The organism is Streptomyces sp. NPDC054047, from assembly GCF_055585065.1.
The window spans coordinates 346900-361744 of record NZ_JBVJKV010000007.1 but is presented as its reverse complement, the minus strand read 5'-3'; the positions used below and the strand labels follow the sequence as shown (position 1 = coordinate 361744).

The 14845-nt window shown below is 71.1% G+C and carries 14 protein-coding genes; 5 read left to right on the top strand and 9 right to left on the bottom strand.

Features of this window, described 5'->3' with window-relative positions:
• Positions 1 to 102 precede the first annotated feature (102 nt).
• Positions 103 to 1944, top strand: a complete 1842-nt coding sequence (locus tag ACZ6ZP_RS26235; RefSeq protein ID WP_469408603.1) for an acyl-CoA dehydrogenase — start codon at positions 103 to 105, stop codon at positions 1942 to 1944.
• Between the two features lie 46 nt (positions 1945 to 1990).
• Here ACZ6ZP_RS26235 and ACZ6ZP_RS26230 read toward each other — a convergent pair whose 3' ends face one another.
• The 3 genes from ACZ6ZP_RS26230 to ACZ6ZP_RS26220 form a co-directional block, all read right to left on the bottom strand.
• The gene (locus tag ACZ6ZP_RS26230) at positions 1991 to 2776 is read right to left on the bottom strand and encodes a thioesterase II family protein (RefSeq protein ID WP_383821936.1); all 786 of its coding nucleotides are present in this window, start codon (positions 2774 to 2776) and stop codon (positions 1991 to 1993) included.
• Between the two features lie 84 nt (positions 2777 to 2860).
• Positions 2861 to 4264, bottom strand: a complete 1404-nt coding sequence (locus tag ACZ6ZP_RS26225; RefSeq protein WP_383821933.1) for an SMI1/KNR4 family protein — start codon at positions 4262 to 4264, stop codon at positions 2861 to 2863.
• An 85-nt stretch (positions 4265 to 4349) separates the two neighbouring features.
• A complete protein-coding gene (locus ACZ6ZP_RS26220; RefSeq protein ID WP_383821930.1) occupies positions 4350 to 5153 on the bottom strand; it encodes an SDR family oxidoreductase in 804 nt (267 codons plus the stop codon).
• 102 nt (positions 5154 to 5255) lie between these two features.
• Between ACZ6ZP_RS26220 and ACZ6ZP_RS26215 the strand changes: the two genes are divergently transcribed.
• Entirely contained in the window at positions 5256 to 6086 is an 831-nt protein-coding gene (locus ACZ6ZP_RS26215) for a helix-turn-helix domain-containing protein (protein WP_351166086.1), read from the top strand.
• Positions 6087 to 6133: 47 nt separating this feature from the next.
• Here the strand turns inward: ACZ6ZP_RS26215 and ACZ6ZP_RS26210 are convergent, their stop codons facing one another.
• The gene (locus tag ACZ6ZP_RS26210; protein WP_366461758.1) at positions 6134 to 7357 is read right to left on the bottom strand and encodes an MFS transporter; all 1224 of its coding nucleotides are present in this window, start codon (positions 7355 to 7357) and stop codon (positions 6134 to 6136) included.
• A gap of 54 nt (positions 7358 to 7411) precedes the next feature.
• On the opposite strand from ACZ6ZP_RS26210, the gene ACZ6ZP_RS26205 reads away from it, so the two are divergent.
• The gene (locus ACZ6ZP_RS26205) at positions 7412 to 8161 is read left to right on the top strand and encodes an AraC family transcriptional regulator (protein ID WP_383821927.1); all 750 of its coding nucleotides are present in this window, start codon (positions 7412 to 7414) and stop codon (positions 8159 to 8161) included.
• 70 nt (positions 8162 to 8231) lie between these two features.
• Here ACZ6ZP_RS26205 and ACZ6ZP_RS26200 read toward each other — a convergent pair whose 3' ends face one another.
• The 3 genes from ACZ6ZP_RS26200 to ACZ6ZP_RS26190 form a co-directional block, all read right to left on the bottom strand.
• Positions 8232 to 8738, bottom strand: coding sequence for a mycothiol transferase (locus ACZ6ZP_RS26200; protein WP_383821924.1), 507 nt, complete (start codon positions 8736 to 8738; stop codon positions 8232 to 8234).
• Positions 8735 to 9136, bottom strand: coding sequence for a VOC family protein (locus ACZ6ZP_RS26195; protein WP_469408599.1), 402 nt, complete (start codon positions 9134 to 9136; stop codon positions 8735 to 8737). Before ACZ6ZP_RS26195 ends, ACZ6ZP_RS26200 begins: the two co-directional genes overlap by 4 nt.
• Positions 9137 to 9254: 118 nt before the next feature.
• Positions 9255 to 10418 carry a winged helix DNA-binding domain-containing protein gene (locus tag ACZ6ZP_RS26190; protein WP_469408597.1) on the bottom strand — a complete coding sequence of 388 codons (1164 nt, stop codon included), beginning with the start codon at positions 10416 to 10418 and terminating at the stop codon, positions 9255 to 9257.
• Positions 10419 to 11063: 645 nt separating this feature from the next.
• Here ACZ6ZP_RS26190 and ACZ6ZP_RS26185 point away from each other — a divergent pair.
• Positions 11064 to 12023: an HNH endonuclease gene (locus ACZ6ZP_RS26185; protein ID WP_351166076.1), complete on the top strand. Its 960-nt coding sequence runs from the start codon at positions 11064 to 11066 to the stop codon at positions 12021 to 12023.
• 14 nt (positions 12024 to 12037) lie between these two features.
• Here the strand turns inward: ACZ6ZP_RS26185 and ACZ6ZP_RS26180 are convergent, their stop codons facing one another.
• Together ACZ6ZP_RS26180 and ACZ6ZP_RS26175 are read right to left on the bottom strand one after the other, a co-directional pair.
• Positions 12038 to 13072 (bottom strand): WD40 repeat domain-containing protein, encoded by a 1035-nt coding sequence (locus ACZ6ZP_RS26180; protein WP_351166074.1) that lies wholly within the window; start codon positions 13070 to 13072, stop codon positions 12038 to 12040.
• Positions 13073 to 13347: 275 nt separating this feature from the next.
• Complete coding sequence (locus ACZ6ZP_RS26175) at positions 13348 to 14001, bottom strand: class I SAM-dependent methyltransferase (RefSeq protein WP_469408594.1); 654 nt, start codon at positions 13999 to 14001, stop codon at positions 13348 to 13350.
• Between the two features lie 138 nt (positions 14002 to 14139).
• Here ACZ6ZP_RS26175 and ACZ6ZP_RS26170 point away from each other — a divergent pair, with 138 nt between their 5' ends.
• A complete protein-coding gene (locus ACZ6ZP_RS26170; protein ID WP_366461765.1) occupies positions 14140 to 14841 on the top strand; it encodes a hypothetical protein in 702 nt (233 codons plus the stop codon).
• Positions 14842 to 14845: the final 4 nt, after the last annotated feature.

The following is a 14845-nucleotide window of genomic DNA, read 5'->3' as shown; positions in this document are numbered from 1 at the left end:
GCCACGCCTGCCCTGATCCACCCGTTCCGCCTGTCCCCCTGCCCCCCCCTGTCCCGCCTGTTCCACCCGAGTCCGGAAGACCGCACAAGGAGAAGCCCGGCGATGAGCCACTACAAGTCGCATCTCAGGGACGTGGAGTTCAACCTCTTCGAGGTCCTCGGCCGCGCGCAGGCCTACGGGCACGGCGCCTTTTCGGGCACCACGCCCGAGACCGCCCGCGACCTCCTGGTCGAGGTGGAGCGCCTGGCCGTCCACGAACTCGCCGACTCCGCCGTCGAGGCCGACCGCACCCCGCCGACGTACGACCCCGAGAACCGCACGGTGACACTGCCGGAGTCCTTCAAGAAGGCCTGCGCCCGCTGGGCCGATTCCGGCATGCACCTGATCGACCTGCCCGAGTCCCTCGGCGGGGCGGGGGTGCCGCCGTCGCTGCGCTGGGCCGTCGCCGAGCTGGTGCTGGGGGCCAATCCGGCCCTGTACATGTACCAGTCGACCGTCGGCTTCGCGAAGATGCTCGACCGCCTCGGCACACCGGAGCAGCGCAGGCTGGCGCGGGTGCTCGTCGAGCGCGCCTGGGGCGCGACGATGGTGCTCACCGAGCCGGAGGCGGGCAGCGACGTGGGGGCCTGCCGGACCAGGGCGATCCCCCAGGCGGACGGCAGCTGGCACATCGAGGGCGTCAAACGGTTCATCACCTCGGGCGAGCACGACCTGTCCGAGAACATCCTGCACTTCGTCCTGGCCCGGCCCGAGGGCCACGGCCCCGGCACCAAGGGGCTCTCCCTCTTCCTGGTCCCGAAGTACCACGTGATCGACCAGGGGACCGGTGAACTGGGGGCCCGCAACGGCGTGTTCGCCACCGCGCTGGAAGACAAGATGGGCCTGAAGGCGTCCGCCACCTGCGAGCTCACCTTCGGCGCCGAGAGCCCCGCGGTCGGCGAGCTGCTGGGCGAGCAGCACGACGGCATCCGGCAGATGTTCCTCATCATCGAACAGGCCCGGATGATCATCGGAACCAAGTCGATGGCGACGCTCTCCACCGGCTTCCTCAACGCCCTGGAGTACGCCAAGATCCGCACTCAGGGCGCTGATCTGACCGCTCTCGCCGACAAGTCCGCTCTCCGGGTGCCCATCCTGCGCCACCCCGACGTGCGCCGCTCACTGCTTCTGCAGAAGGCGTACGCGGAAGGGCTGCGCGCCCTTGTCCTGCACACGGCCACCGTGCAGGACCGGATCGCCGAGGCCGAGGCGGCGGGCACCCGCGACGACGCGGCACACGCCCTCAACGACCTGCTGCTGCCCATCGTCAAGGGCTACGGCTCCGAGAAGGCCTGCGAGCAGCTGGGGCACGCCCTGCAAACGCTCGGCGGCGCGGGGTACACGCAGGACTTCCCGCTGGAGCAGTACATCCGCGACACCCGGATAGACACCCTGTACGAGGGCACCACCGCGATCCAGGGCATGGACTTCTTCTTCCGCAAGATCGCCAGGGATCAGGGCACAGCGCTCGCCGCGCTGATCGCCGAGGTGGACAAGACCGCGGCGGACGCGCCGGAGAGCGGCGAACTCGCCGACGCGCACGGGCTGCTTGGCCGGTCCGCGGCCCACCTCCAGGCGATGGCTACCGGCCTGGGCGGGCACCTGCTCACCTCGCTCGAGGACCCCGCGGCCATCTACCAGGTGGGGCGCGGGACGACCCGCCTGCTGTTGGCGGCCGGCGACGTCCTGGTGGCCTGGCTGCTGCTGCGGCAGGCGGGCGTGGCGGCCCGGCGCCTCGCGGACCCCGCGGCCGGGACACGCCGGGCCCAACGCTCCTTCTACCAGGGGAAGGTGGCCACAGCGGTGTTCTTCGCCCAGGAGGTGCTCCCGCTGGTCGCGGCCCAGCGGGAGATCGCCGACCGCGAGGACCGTGTCCTCATGACCCTGGACGAGGACGCCTGGTAGGCCGGTGCGGACGCCCGGGAGGCGGCAGACCGGCTCGGCGGGTCCGTCAGGTGCTCGCGCGCCGCCGCCCCACGCCGGCTTCCCCGGCCACCTCGCGGATGACGTCGAGGAGGGGCGCGCGGTTCTCGCGGAAGTAGAAGTGCCCGCCGGGCAGGACGCGTTGACGGATGATGCGGTTCAGGTGCCGGGCCCAGCCCGCGCTCTCACCGACGAGCCGCTCCTGCTCCCCCGTGCCGCACAGCAGGGTCGCCGGAACCTCCAGCGGGGGCTCGGGCTGGTGGACGTACGTCTCGAAGACGCTGATGTCGGCGCGGAGCGGGCCAAGGACCAGCCGGCGCAGCCGCGCGTGCGCGTGCACCTGCTCGGGCAGCGGGCCCCAGCGCCCCTCGGCCGCCGTGATCAGGTCCTCGTCGGAGAGGGTGTGCAGCGAGCCGGCCGGTCCTCCGGTGCCGAACGTGTGCGGGGCGGGGCAGGAGGACAGGATCAGATGCTCGGGCAGTTCGCGTCCCGCGCGGCGCAGCGCCCGTGTCGTCTCGTACGCCAGCAGGCCGCCGAAGCTGTGACCGAGCAGCATGTAGGGCGCGGTGAACACGGACTGGGCGATCAGGTCGGCGACGAGGGGGCCGATCGCGGTGTGCGCGGGCTCGGCGCGGCGCGCCGAGCGGCCGGGCAGCTGCACGCCCCACAGTTGAACCTCCGTCAGTTCCTCGCTCCACAGCAGATATTCGGCGCTGGAGCCGCCCGCGTGCGCGAAGACGTAGACATTCAGCGGCGCTTCGGGGCGCTCACGGCGGCGGACCAGCCAACGCGACGGCCGTGTACGGGGATCCATGAGTGCCTCGGGGCGGTGAGGGGCGACGACGGCCACTGACCGGGCCGTCTCGAAATCATAGGCAGGCTGCCGCGAAGGCGACTTCTACGTCATGGGGCCAAGGTCGCCTTCGACGACCGCCTGGATGATCTGGGGCCGCCCCCACAGGGCCAGGAGTTCATTGGCCATGCCCACGGTGGACGGCGGGTCCGGACAGCCGTGCACCTTCACGAGGGCGGCGGACAAGCTGCGCGGGACGGCTCCCGCGTCCAGGAGGACGCGCCAATCCTCCGGGCCGAGCGCCAGGAACTCCAGCGTGCCCAGTTCGGCGATCTCCAGAGGATCGGCGAGCGTGCCGGGGTAGGCGGCAAGGGTCCGCAGACGGGGCAGCTCGGTGACGGGGGCGAGACTGAGCGGCTCGGCCTCCCATACGCCGATGGACAAGACCTCCAGGGCGGGGTGTGCGGCGGCCTCGATGCTCGGCAGGCGGCGGCTGTTGACGTGGGCCACGGCCGGAGGCCGGTCCGCGCCCGATCCCTGACGCCGCCCGCCGGGCCGGTCCAGCACCAGGTCGGTGAGCGAGGCGGCGACCAGAGCGGCGCCGACGTTCTCCTCGTGGCTGAGCATGATGATCTGCCCGACGTGTCCGCACGGGCCGGGGGTCAGATCGACCGCGAGCCGGTCGCCACCGCCGTTGTCCCCGAAGGCGATCCAGCCGGGCGAGCCGACCAGGCCCTGCACCGCGGCGTCGGGCGGGGTGACGACCGCTTCCATCGCCGCGAACTCCCAACGGCTGGGCCGGGAGGACGCGTTGGCGACGTACAGGTCCTCCAGGGCGAAGAGCTCGCCGCCGACGGCCATGCAGGCACGTTCCGCGGCATCGTCGTCATCATCCCGGTCCTCCGCCCGCAGCCGGGTCACCCGGTAGAGCGCCTTGAGCTCCTCCGGCAAGGGGACACCCAGGCGCGCTTCCGCGGCGGCGATCTCCGCCTCCGTCGCACCGATGGCGTCGGGCAGCCGCTCACGCAGCGTGCGCTCCAGCAACGCCGGATCCGCCGAAGGCGCCCGCACCGCGCCGGGCACCGGATCGGGAAGACGGCGCCAGGGCTGGGGAACGGCCCCCTCGACCAGGAGCAGCGCGCCCGGGTGCGGGGTGTCGGTGCCCGACTCCACGGCAGGGCTCGCCCCGCACAGACGGAGCCGACTCGCCCCGTCCGGCGACATCTTCGCCGTGAACCGGACCTCGTCGACACCGGCGTGCGCGAGCGCTCGACGCACCCGCTCCACCGCCGCCTTCTCGTCCCGCGTGTCCTCGACCTGGCCGTCCTGACCGGGCGCCGGCACCCTGCGCTTCAGGGGCAGATTCCAGCTCTCCCGGCCGATCCGCCCTCCCACGCGGACGGCCTTGTCAGCCTGCTCGGTGGCGCGGCTGTCCCGCAGCAGTCGCAGCACGGGCTCCCAGGTCGCGAAGTCGTGCACCGAGGGCGAGGAAGAGTCTCGATCAACCATGCGCAGACCGTACGCGGAGCCACTGACACCGCAGCCGGCCGAGCCTCGCCGACCACGGGCCGGCGAGGCTGCGCGGTGCGGTCGACTACCGCTGGCGAACGGGCCGTACGACGATCTCGTTGACGTCGACGTCGGCCGGCTGCGCCAGGGCGTAGGACACCGCGCCCGCGATGGCGTCGGCCCCGATCACGTGGGCCCGATAGGTGCGCATCGCCTCGGCGGCACCGGCCTCGGTGATGGTGCCGGCGAGTTCGGACTCGACCACGCCGGGCGAGACCGTCGTGACCCGGATCGACGGGTCGGACTCCTGGCGCAGGCCCTCGGTGATCGCCCAGGCCGCGTGCTTCGTGCCGCTGTAGACGGCACTGGTGGGAACGACCTCGTGGGCGCCGACGCTGGCGACCGTGACGAAGTGCCCCGCGCCCTGCGCGGCGAACACGGGCAGGGCCGCGGCGATCGTGTGCAGCAGGCCGCGGACGTTCACGTCGATCATCCGGTCCCACTCGTCGACGAGCAGGGAGTCCAGCCGCGACAGGGGCATGACGCCCGCGTTTCCGACAACGACGTCGACGCGGCCGTGGCGCTCGCGAGCGGCTTGGACGAAGGCCGCGACGTCCGCCCGTTCCGTCACGTCCAGCTGTACGGGATGCAGGCTGCCGCCCGAGTGGGCGGCGGCCTCGGCCGTGTCGTCCGCCAGTGCCTTCAGGCGGTCGGTGCGGCGCGCACCGGCCACCACGTGGTGTCCCGCTGCCACGAGTCGTGCGGCGATCGCCGCGCCGATGCCGCTGCTGGCGCCGGTGACGAGGACGACCTTGCGGTCGACCTGCACGGCGTTTTCCGGGTGTTGTTGTGTCGGGTGCTGCTGTGCCGGGTGCTGTTGTGTGGTCATGCCTTTGAGGCTGGCCCGCCGTGAGCGCCCGTGGGAGAGGCGGCGTTCTCCTGGGTGCGGCGCACCCAGGAACCGCGGCGGCCCTCGATCTAGCATGACGGCATGGCCCGCACAGAGCTCGGCACCTACCTCAGCGCCCGGCGCGCCCACGTCACCCCGGCCGAGGTGAACCTCCCCTCCACGGGGCACCGCCGGGTGGAGGGACTGCGGCGCGAGGAGGTGGCCCTGCTCGCCGGGGTCAGCGCCGACTACTACGTACGCCTGGAGCAGGGCCGGGAGCGCTCGCCCTCCGCGCAGGTGCTCGACGCCCTGGCCGCCGCCCTGCGCCTGGACGAGGACGGCCGCCTGCACCTGTTCCGGCTCGCCGGCGTCGGTCCGCGCACCAGGGCCTCTGCCGTGCCCGACCGGGTCGAGCCGAGCCTGCTTGCGCTCATGGACGCCTGGCCGCACAACCCGGCCGTCGTCTACAACCGCGCGTACGACGTCCTGGCCTCCAACACGATCGCCGACGCGCTCTTCCACGGCTGGGCGCACTCGCGCAACCTCCTGCACGTCCTGTTCACCGACCCCGCGGCCCGCGCCTTCTACCGCGACTGGCACGATGTCGCGCGCAACTCCGTGGCCGGCTTCCGGCTGGGGCACGGCGCGGCGCCCGACGACCCACGGGTGCGGCAGGTGCTCGGCGAACTCCTCGAGCAGAGCGCAGAGTTCGCCGACCTGTGGGCCCGCCACGACGCCCGCGGCAAGGCCCTGGAACGCAAGCGCTTCGAGCACCGCGAGGTCGGCCCGCTGACGCTGACCATGCAGACCTTCGACGTCCGCGCGGCCCCGGGCCAGGAACTCGTCGTCTACCACGCCGAGCCGGCCTCACCCAGCAGCGAGGCACTCGCGCTCCTCGGCTCACTGGCCGCGACGGCGCGACGGGAGCCCTGAGCCGACTCCGTGGCGGTGCGGGCCGGTCAGCGGGGTCGGGCCGGGCGTCAGCGGCGATCGGCCGGGCGGGAAGAGAGCGCGGCATCAGTGCCGTCCTGCTTGGCATTCGGATGGGCCGCATCCACAAGGTGCGGCACGGCGGGTTCGGGCAGCGTGCGGAACAGCAGCCAGCTCAGTGCGGGCATCAGGGCCAAGGGCGCCAGGGCGGTCCGCAGGGAGGTCGCGTCGGCCAAGCCGCCGATGAGGGGGCTCACCAGACCGCCGATGCTGACGGTCAGACCCAGCGTGATCCCGCTGGCGGTGCCCATGCGGGAGGGCAGATAGTCCTGCCCGAGCGTGACCTGAAGCGAGAACGGGACGTACAGACCGGCCGAGGTCAGCGCCACGAACAGATACATCGCCGGGCCGGGTACGAACACCACACCCGCCACCCACCCGACCGAGAGCAGGTACGACCAGCGCGCGACGGTGACCCGGTCCCAGCGGTTCGCCAACGCGCCCCCCAGCACGGAGCCGACCGCGCCGCCGAGGTAGAGCACGAACAGCGCGGCGGTACCCGCCGCCGTACTGCCGCCCATGCGCTCCGTGACGTACAGCGAGATGAACGTGCTCAAGCCGATGAAGACGATCGACCGGCACACCACGGCCAGCGAGAGGCGCACGAACGACGCCCTGTCGTCGCCGCCTCCGACCGGCACCGCCGCACGGGCCCCGGCAGCCCGCTGCCGCTCCAGGGCCCGCAGCACGGGCAGGCACAACACGGCACCGACGAGCGCCGGCAGTACCAGCAGTGGCGTCAGGCGCAGGCCCCCCGTGGCGACCACGGCGGTGACCACGAGCGGGGCCACCGCGAAGCCGAGGTTGCCGCCGAGCGAGAACCAGGCCATCCCGCTGTGGCTGCCCCGGCCGGCAAGGCGGGCCACCCGTGCGGACTCGGGGTGATAGGCGGCCACGCCCACCCCGGACACCGCCACGAACACGAGGGTCAGCGCATAGGAGCCGCTCACCCCGCTGAGCGCGATGCCCACGCCGCCCAGCACTGTGCTGACCGGCAACAGCCACGGCATCGCCCAGCGGTCGGTGAGGACGCCGAACACCGGTTGCGCCACCGACGACAACAGGGAGGCGGCGAGCACGATGCCCGACACGGCGGCGTAGCTGTAGGCGCGCTCGGCGACGAAGAACGGCACCAGGGACGCCACGGCGCCCTGGTACAGGTCGACGCAGGCGTGCCCGGCGGACAACAGGGTGATGGATCGATTCCTTCGCACCCCGTCATGGTCGACGCCGGGGACCATGACGCACTTCCGATAATCTGCCAGACAATGACGAACATCCGCCATCAGCCGGTCGCCCCGACCCGCACCCAGTCACTGGCACCCGGCGCCGCGATCGACACCCACCGCCACGACGACCACCAGATCGTCTACGCGGGCCGCGGCGTGCTGGCCGTCACCACCGACGCCGGTTCCTGGGTCGCTCCCGGCACCCGCGCCATCTGGATCCCTGCCGGTACGGTGCACGCCCATCAGGCCCACGGCGAACTGGAACTGCACCTGGTGGGCCTGCCGACGGCAGACAACCCGCTCGCCCTGGAGACACCGACGGTGCTCTCGGTGGGCCCGTTGCTGCGCGAACTGATCGTCGCCTACACACGCTCCCCGGAGGACGACAGCCCCGAACGGGCCCGCCTGCGCGCGGTGTTGCTCGACCAACTGCGGGCCTCGCCCCAGGAGCCCTTGCACCTGCCCACACCGACCGCACCCCTGCTGCGGACGCTGTGCGCCATCCTGAGCGCCGACCCGTCGGACAACCGCACCCTGAGCGAACTGGGCCGCGAGGCAGGGGCGAGCGCCCGCACCCTGTCCCGCCTGTTCCACACCAACCTAGGCATGACGTTCCCGCAGTGGCGCACCCAACTACGCCTCCACCACGCACTGGTCCTGCTGGCCCAGAACACCCCCGTCACGGCGGTGGCACACCAATGCGGCTGGTCCTCGGCCAGCGCCTTCATCGACACGTTCCGCCGCACCTTCGGCCACACCCCGGGCACGTGGACACACACGTCCCGGTGATCCTCGGCCCCCGAAGCCATCCCTCCGCCGCGTGTAAAGCCATCCCAGTTCACCTGAAGCAGTCAGGCGGCTACGTCAGGACCAACCACCGTCGGCCGTCGATGAGTTCTCGGGCCGCGTCGAGATGGCCGGCGTGGCACGCGGTTTCGGTGATGACGTGCAGCAGGACGTCCCGGAAGGTGTGCAGGTGTGGTTCGCCGAAGAGGTGCTGGGGCCACCAGGCCAGCGGCGTGTCCGCGGCCGTAGCGGCGATGACGGCGTCCGCGAGGCGCGTCTCCGTGCGATACCGGTCCAGGACATCGGCCACGGGAACGTCCTGCCCCACCTGCCACGCGTCGTCGACCTCGTCCAGAGCCTTGATGACTTCCTCGTCGCCGACCGTCACCGCACGGAACCAGAACCGCTCGACGTCGAGGGCGAGGTGCTGGACCAGCCCCAGGCAGCACCACCCGGAGGGCAGTACGGGCCGCCGCAAGGCTTCCGCGTCCAGCCCGTCGAGTATGCCGAGGACGTGGCGGCGCTGCCCGTCCAGGAACGACAGGAGAGCCCGGACCTCAGGGTCCGAAGTCCCACTCACTTGGCGATCTCCCAGATGTGGCCGCCGGGATCGCGGAAGCTGGCGGTCCTGATCCCCCAGGGCCGGTCCAACGGTCCGTTCAGCAACTTCACGCCACGGGCGCCGAGTTCCTCGCACATCGCGTCCACGTCGTCGACGGGGAGGGTGAGCTGGAGGCGTGAGCCGTCGTCGGGCGCGGCGACCCGCGCCGGATCGATCAGTTCTTGTGCGGCTGTGGTCTTCAGCAGATTGATGAGGGTGCCCCCGAAGCCGAACACGGCGGAGTTGCCGTCCTCGAACATCACCGGCAGCCCGAAGACCTCGCGATAGAACTGCTTCGTGGCCTCCAGATCCTCGACGAACAAGGTGATGGCACTGATGCCGGTGGGCCACGCGGGATCGCTCGTCGTATCGGTCACACGACAGAGGATCTACGGGTGGGCAGCCCTTGCATAGGGGTTGCTGATCAGGCTTCTCGCAAAAGGACTTGGCCGAACCGGCAGGAACCCGGCCTAAGGGGCCGGTCCCGGGACCCGGTCAAAGAATCCGTACCTCGGCCTCGGCCTCGGCCTCGGGGGGCTTTGCCCACCAGTGGTGGTAGCGGCTGTAGACCGACGCTTCGCGCTCGTCGAGGAGCGCTGTCAGGGACTTGGCCTCCTCGGCAAGTCCGTCCCAGGTGGCGGGTGCCAGAGGGTGGAAAGCCGTGGCCTCGATGCCGTCCTCCATCTGACGCCACACGCCGGCGACATGACCGTCCACCAGCAAGGTGGGCAGTACGTCGCCGTTGCGCCGGATCACCCGTGGTCGGTAGGCCGGAGGTATCACCCGGCTGCGGTCGGCGTAGGCCAGCAGAGTGCTGTCCCACATGGCCATGAGCCGCGGCGGGGCGGGGGTTTCCGCGAGCGGCCGGGACGAGCCAGGGAGGTCGAACAGCACCACCCCGTCCGGGCCCTGTAGCTGCTCAACGGTGTCCCCCAGAGCAAGGAGCGCCGCACGGACGGGAGTCCTCTGCACCATGGCGAACTGCGCCACGTCCGCGACCGACGCAGGCCCGAACCCCGCCAGATAGCGCAGGATCAGGGTCCTCAGCGCCTGGGGGTCCGCCGCTCGCCCTCCTGGCACAGGTTGCACAGGCAGCCCAGGGCCGCTTGGGGCGGCGACGAAGGACGGCCGCAGGCCGAAGGACCAGGGCGCGTCCGTCGGGGCGTGGTGCAACGGCGCGTACCCCTTCAGCCCCCACCACGCCCCGTCCTTCTTCTCGGCGCCGAGCCGCTCTTCCACCCATGCCTGCATCTGTGCCGAAGTCCGCGGCTCGCGCGCGAAGTCCAGGAGCTCCGGCACCAGTTCCTCGGCATCCGAAGGACTCAGTCCCGCGGCGGCGAAGCGGAAACCGAGCCGGGAGGCATGAAGAGTGGGCTGCATCGCCGCGCGAAAGACGGGATAGTCCTCGGCGTGCACGGCATGCAGCGTGATCCGCATCAGTGTCGCCTTGACCACCGAGCGGTCGGCAAAAGCGGCATCAAGCCCGGCCGGAGTGAACCCGGCGAGCCGGTTCCACAGAGCGAGGTACGGCGAGGCCGGGTGCTGCGCCTGGAGCGCGACCACGCGCCGCACTCCGTCCTGGACGGTCAATGACTGACGCTCCAGCAGTAGTTGGCGACTGAGGGTCGCCCGGTTGAGTTCACGCGCGCTGATCATCACAGTCCAGGATTCTGCCCTCCCCCGCGCTCCTTGGACCTCGTATTGGACCCTGTCCGCAACTGACCGAGCCCTGGACGAGTCCAGGAGGCAGCTCGTATGGACGTGGTCGGGGACAACTCGCTTGTCCAGCAACGGCTGTCAGTGCCGTGGGCTACCTTGCGGTCCAACCAGGATCAGGTGCCGTACAGGCCATGCGTGGAGAACGAGGTACGCCCCGTGAGGAGATGCGCTGTATGTAGGGCGGACATCAGTCACCGACACGGACTTGCGAAGTACTGCTCCGACACATGTGCCCTGGAAGCGCGCCGCCCCGCCATGCTCATCTGCGAGGAGTGCGCGGCCTCGTTCGTTCGGCCGAACCGCCCTGGTGCCCCTCCCCGCTACTGCTCCGAGGAACACAGGGCCACCGCGGCAGCCCGCAGGGCCAGGTCCCATCACGAGGCCCGTATGGAAGAGATTCGCTTGCTGCGGGGGGACAGGAGGTGCGAGGTCTGTGGGGCTGACATCAACCACCGCCGTCCCCGCGCGAGGTACTGCGGCGGGCAGTGCCGCTATGACGCCCAGGGGCATGTTCCGCAGCAGCCGCCCGTGTCACGCGAGGAGCGACTGCTCAGGCGGCGTGAGAGGAGGGCCGCCGCGCGGCCGGTGTCGATCACTCTCCAGTGCGAGCGCTGCGGGGCCCCCTTCGATGTGCCCGGCGACAAGCCTGGGCGCAAGCCGCAGCGCTGCCCGTCATGCCGGGATCTCGACAAGGCGCAGGTGCGCTCGGGGCCTCATGCCTGCAAGGGCTGTGGCCTGACCGTTCCGGCCGAGCGAGGCGCTCTCGCTCTCTACTGCTCCGTCGACTGCCAGGTCGCCAGGAACAACCGGGCACAGGCCGAGCGGCGCAAGATCGAGCGTGCGGAGGCAAAACGAGAACGGGAGTGCGCGGTCTGCGGTCAGCCGATCGAGATGCGGGAGCACGGTCTCCGCAAGTACTGCGGTCATGGCTGCTGGTATCGCGCCAACTACGTGCCCAGACCGAAGGCTGACGGCTGCGCGTGGTGCGGTGGCTCGATGGCCCACCGCCGGGGTGACGCCAAGTTCTGCGGGCAGTCCTGCCATTTGAAGGCCCAGTACAAGCGCAAGGTCGGTACCGCTCTTCGTTCACGTCCGTGCGGTTACTGCGGACACAGAATGCCGCTCAGCTCGGCCCTTCGCGTCTACTGCTCGGGCCGCTGCTCCCGCCGCGCCTACTTCGAGGCGAACCCGGAAAGGGTGCGGGCCGCCAAGCGTCGCGGGAACCACCAGCGCCGGGCGATGCTCGCCCGTGCCAAGCGGTACAGCGTGAGCGACCGAGATCTCGCACGGCTGTGGGGCCGGTACGAGGGCAGTTGTGCCTACTGCGGCGAGAGGTCCCCGTCCCTGCATCAGGAGCACGTCGTCCCGATCTCCCGGGGCGGAGTCGACGGCATCGGAAACCTGGTCCCGGCCTGCCCCGACTGCAACCTGTCGAAAGGCGACCGGACCGTCATGGAATGGCGCCTCGGAAAGAAGTCCCCCCGCTACGGCACCCGGCCCGACCGCCGAGGCCCGGCTCGCCTTGCGACCAGCACGCACCACTAAGCCGAAGCCGACCTCTACGGCACCAACCCAGCCAGGTCCCAGACGCGTATCACGCCGTCCTCACCCGCGCTCACAGCCACTTCGCGGCCACGCAGCACGGCGGTCCGTACCACCGCGACGTTGCCCCGGTGGCCGAGGAGAGGAGCGCCGACTACCGCGCCCTTGCCCAGGTCCCAGACGCGTACGGTCGCGTCCGTGCCCCCGGTCACCGCGAAGGGGCGATCATCGACCATGGTCGTGTCCAGGGCGGAAATGCCGCCCTCGTGACCGGTGATCGGACCGTACAGCGGCTCACCGACCTCACCGACCTCACCGTCCTCGTCACCATCGTCGCCCGGCAGCCCCCATACGTACAGCTCTCCCGGGTCCACGTCCGCCGCCGCGACCACCACCGGACGATCGGCGATCCGCGACAGGCCGATCGCTGAGATCCCGCCGTGGTCCGGGTAGAACGACGCCAGCATCTCGTTCCGCGTCAGGTCCCACACCCCCACATCGCTGCCGCCCGCCGCGACCAGCGTGCGGCCACTGACCAGTGCGGCGGCGATCGTGCAGATGCCGTGTATGTCACTGTCCGGCAGCTGCACCGGGGGCGCGTCCGGGGACGCTCCCCACACCAGGACTCCGGCGTCGAACGAACCGGTCACGAACCGCGGCCGCTCCTCCCCCCTCACGGTGGTCATGGCCCCGACGTAGGGGTCCTCGTACATGGCCCCCCGCAGCAGCTCGCCGCTGTCCAAGTCCCACAGGGCGCAGCCCTGTTCATGACCGCCGGCCGCCAGCAGCACGCGCCCGCCGGAGACGGCCGCGGTCACCGATTCCAGCTCGTTGTCAGCATCGGGATACTTGGCGGCGAGCGGATCTTCGGCGAAGCCATACGCCAAGGGCCGCTTCTGCCACACGTCCCGCAGCGGATCCCAGGTCCACACGACATCGTTGCGATCGGCGCAGACCACCAGCGGCCCGCCGCCCACCTGAACCACCGAGACATCGATGATCAGGGACGAGGACGGTATGTCGCTGCTCACCAGCAGCGGTGCGTCAGACATGCGGTGAGGGTAGTCCCCAGCACTGACATCGCTGTCGCACCGGGAGCGTCCACCTGTTCAGATCCGCGGGTGGAGCGCCCGAGCGCCCCCGCGGACCCTTACCGCAGGGCAGCGGAGACGACGGGGTCAAAGCGCCGCGATCTCCCTGAAGAGACGCATCCACTGTGCCGTACTGCCATCGCCCACCGACCTGCCCAAACTGAGGGCCAACGTGTCACGCAGGCGCGGCCAGCCGCCACGAGGCGCGCTCGGTCGGATCGGCGACGTAGAAGGAGTCAGCCGCCATGCGCACCCTCGATCTTCTCGAAGACCAGGTGGCTCCAGCTCACTCCGTCGCGGCCCAGCCGGTCCTCTCCGCCTCCGCGCAGCAGCAGCCGCAGGCCCTGCTCCTCGGCCTGCCGCACCGTCTCCGCCGCGGGTACGTCGAACATCCGCCTGTCCTGGGGCGGCGAGCCGTGCCGAAGCGTCACCGCCAGTCGGCCGCCGTCCGCCAGCAGGCCGCTCAGGCGTGACATGGCCTCGGTCCGCTCCCCGGCGTCCAGATGCATCCACACGGCGGAGAGCAGGATCAGGTCGAACTCCCCCGTCAGCCCGGCCAGCGCCGGCAGCGCGTCCGCCACCCACGTGATCGGCTCGGGGTGCAGCCGCGCCGCCGCCTGCCGCATCTCCCGCACCGGCTCGACAGCCACCACCTGATGTCCGAGCCGGGCCAGGGCCGCGGCGTCCCGCCCCGTCCCCGCCCCGATGTCCACAGCCCTCGCAGGCGGTATCGGCAGCAGATGCAGAATCTCCGCGTGCACGCTTTCGAAGGTCAACTCCTCGTACCGCTCGGCCAAGGCGTCGGCCCACTCCGCGTAATACCGCTGCACCCCTGGCGCGAGCACCGCGGAGCGGTCGGTGCCTGAGCCGCCGTCAACTACCTCTTCCATGCTCCGCACGATACGACGCCCCACTGACATCACCGGGCCCCGGAGACGCGCGCGGTGATCAGCTGAGTACGCGTACCCACCCGGTGCCGGGTATCCGCGCCCATCCGCCGTGCTCCCCCACCGGCATACCGTCCTCACATGCCCCAGGAGAACGTCCCGACCAGTACCGCCACCGCCCAGGGCGCGCCCACGACCGCGTCCACCGGCTCCGCCCCTTCCCTCCTCGGGCGCCTCGGATTCAGCGGCTGCGCCGCGCTCGTCGTCCTCGTTCTGGTCGCCCTGGTCGTCCCGCTCGCTCTGCGCTCCGAGGGGTCGACGGACTTTCCCCGTGTCGCGCCCGAGGACATGGCCGACCGTGCCTTCCAGCGTTCGGAAGATGCCTATGACGTCCTGGGGTTCACCCGCAGCGTCAAGCCGGGATTCGAGGAGATCGGCGTCAGCACCGAGAACACGTTCGGCTCCGGACTCTGCTACGACGGAGGCCCGCTGGGGATGGAGGACGAGACCGTCGACGGCGCCTACTCGGCGAACCACAGTTGGGCGCTGGACCACGTGCCCGCGGATCGGGCCCAATCCGGTCTGCGCCGGCTGCACCAGCACCTGAAGGACGACGGCTGGACGGTGTCGTCCTACCGCGAGGGCGCCAAGGGCAAGGACTGGGACCTGTTCGTCCAGCGGGACGACGGCGACGAGCGGATGTCCTTCACCTGGTACGCGGACCGGGAGTACTTCACCGGCGGCGCCAGCGTCCCCTGCGCCTACGACCCCGCCTGGAAGACGGGCGACGCCGCCCCTTCCGCGGACGCTCAGTGGCCACCCACCCTCAGCCCGTCGCGCTGACGGC

Excerpts from the sequence above, each read along its gene's own strand:
- ACZ6ZP_RS26170 (WP_366461765.1), top strand. The coding sequence starts at position 14,140 with ATGCCCCAGGAGAACGTCCCGACCAGTACCGCCACCGCCCAGGGCGCG.
- ACZ6ZP_RS26235 (WP_469408603.1), top strand. The coding sequence starts at position 103 with ATGAGCCACTACAAGTCGCATCTCAGGGACGTGGAGTTCAACCTCTTC.
- ACZ6ZP_RS26220 (WP_383821930.1), bottom strand. The coding sequence starts at position 5,153 with ATGACCACACAACAGCACCCGGCACAGCAGCACCCGACACAACAACAC.
- ACZ6ZP_RS26225 (WP_383821933.1), bottom strand. The coding sequence starts at position 4,264 with ATGGTTGATCGAGACTCTTCCTCGCCCTCGGTGCACGACTTCGCGACC.
- ACZ6ZP_RS26180 (WP_351166074.1), bottom strand. The coding sequence starts at position 13,072 with ATGTCTGACGCACCGCTGCTGGTGAGCAGCGACATACCGTCCTCGTCC.
- ACZ6ZP_RS26175 (WP_469408594.1), bottom strand. The coding sequence starts at position 14,001 with ATGGAAGAGGTAGTTGACGGCGGCTCAGGCACCGACCGCTCCGCGGTG.
- ACZ6ZP_RS26215 (WP_351166086.1), top strand. The coding sequence starts at position 5,256 with ATGGCCCGCACAGAGCTCGGCACCTACCTCAGCGCCCGGCGCGCCCAC.
- ACZ6ZP_RS26230 (WP_383821936.1), bottom strand. The coding sequence starts at position 2,776 with ATGGATCCCCGTACACGGCCGTCGCGTTGGCTGGTCCGCCGCCGTGAG.
- ACZ6ZP_RS26205 (WP_383821927.1), top strand. The coding sequence starts at position 7,412 with ATGACGAACATCCGCCATCAGCCGGTCGCCCCGACCCGCACCCAGTCA.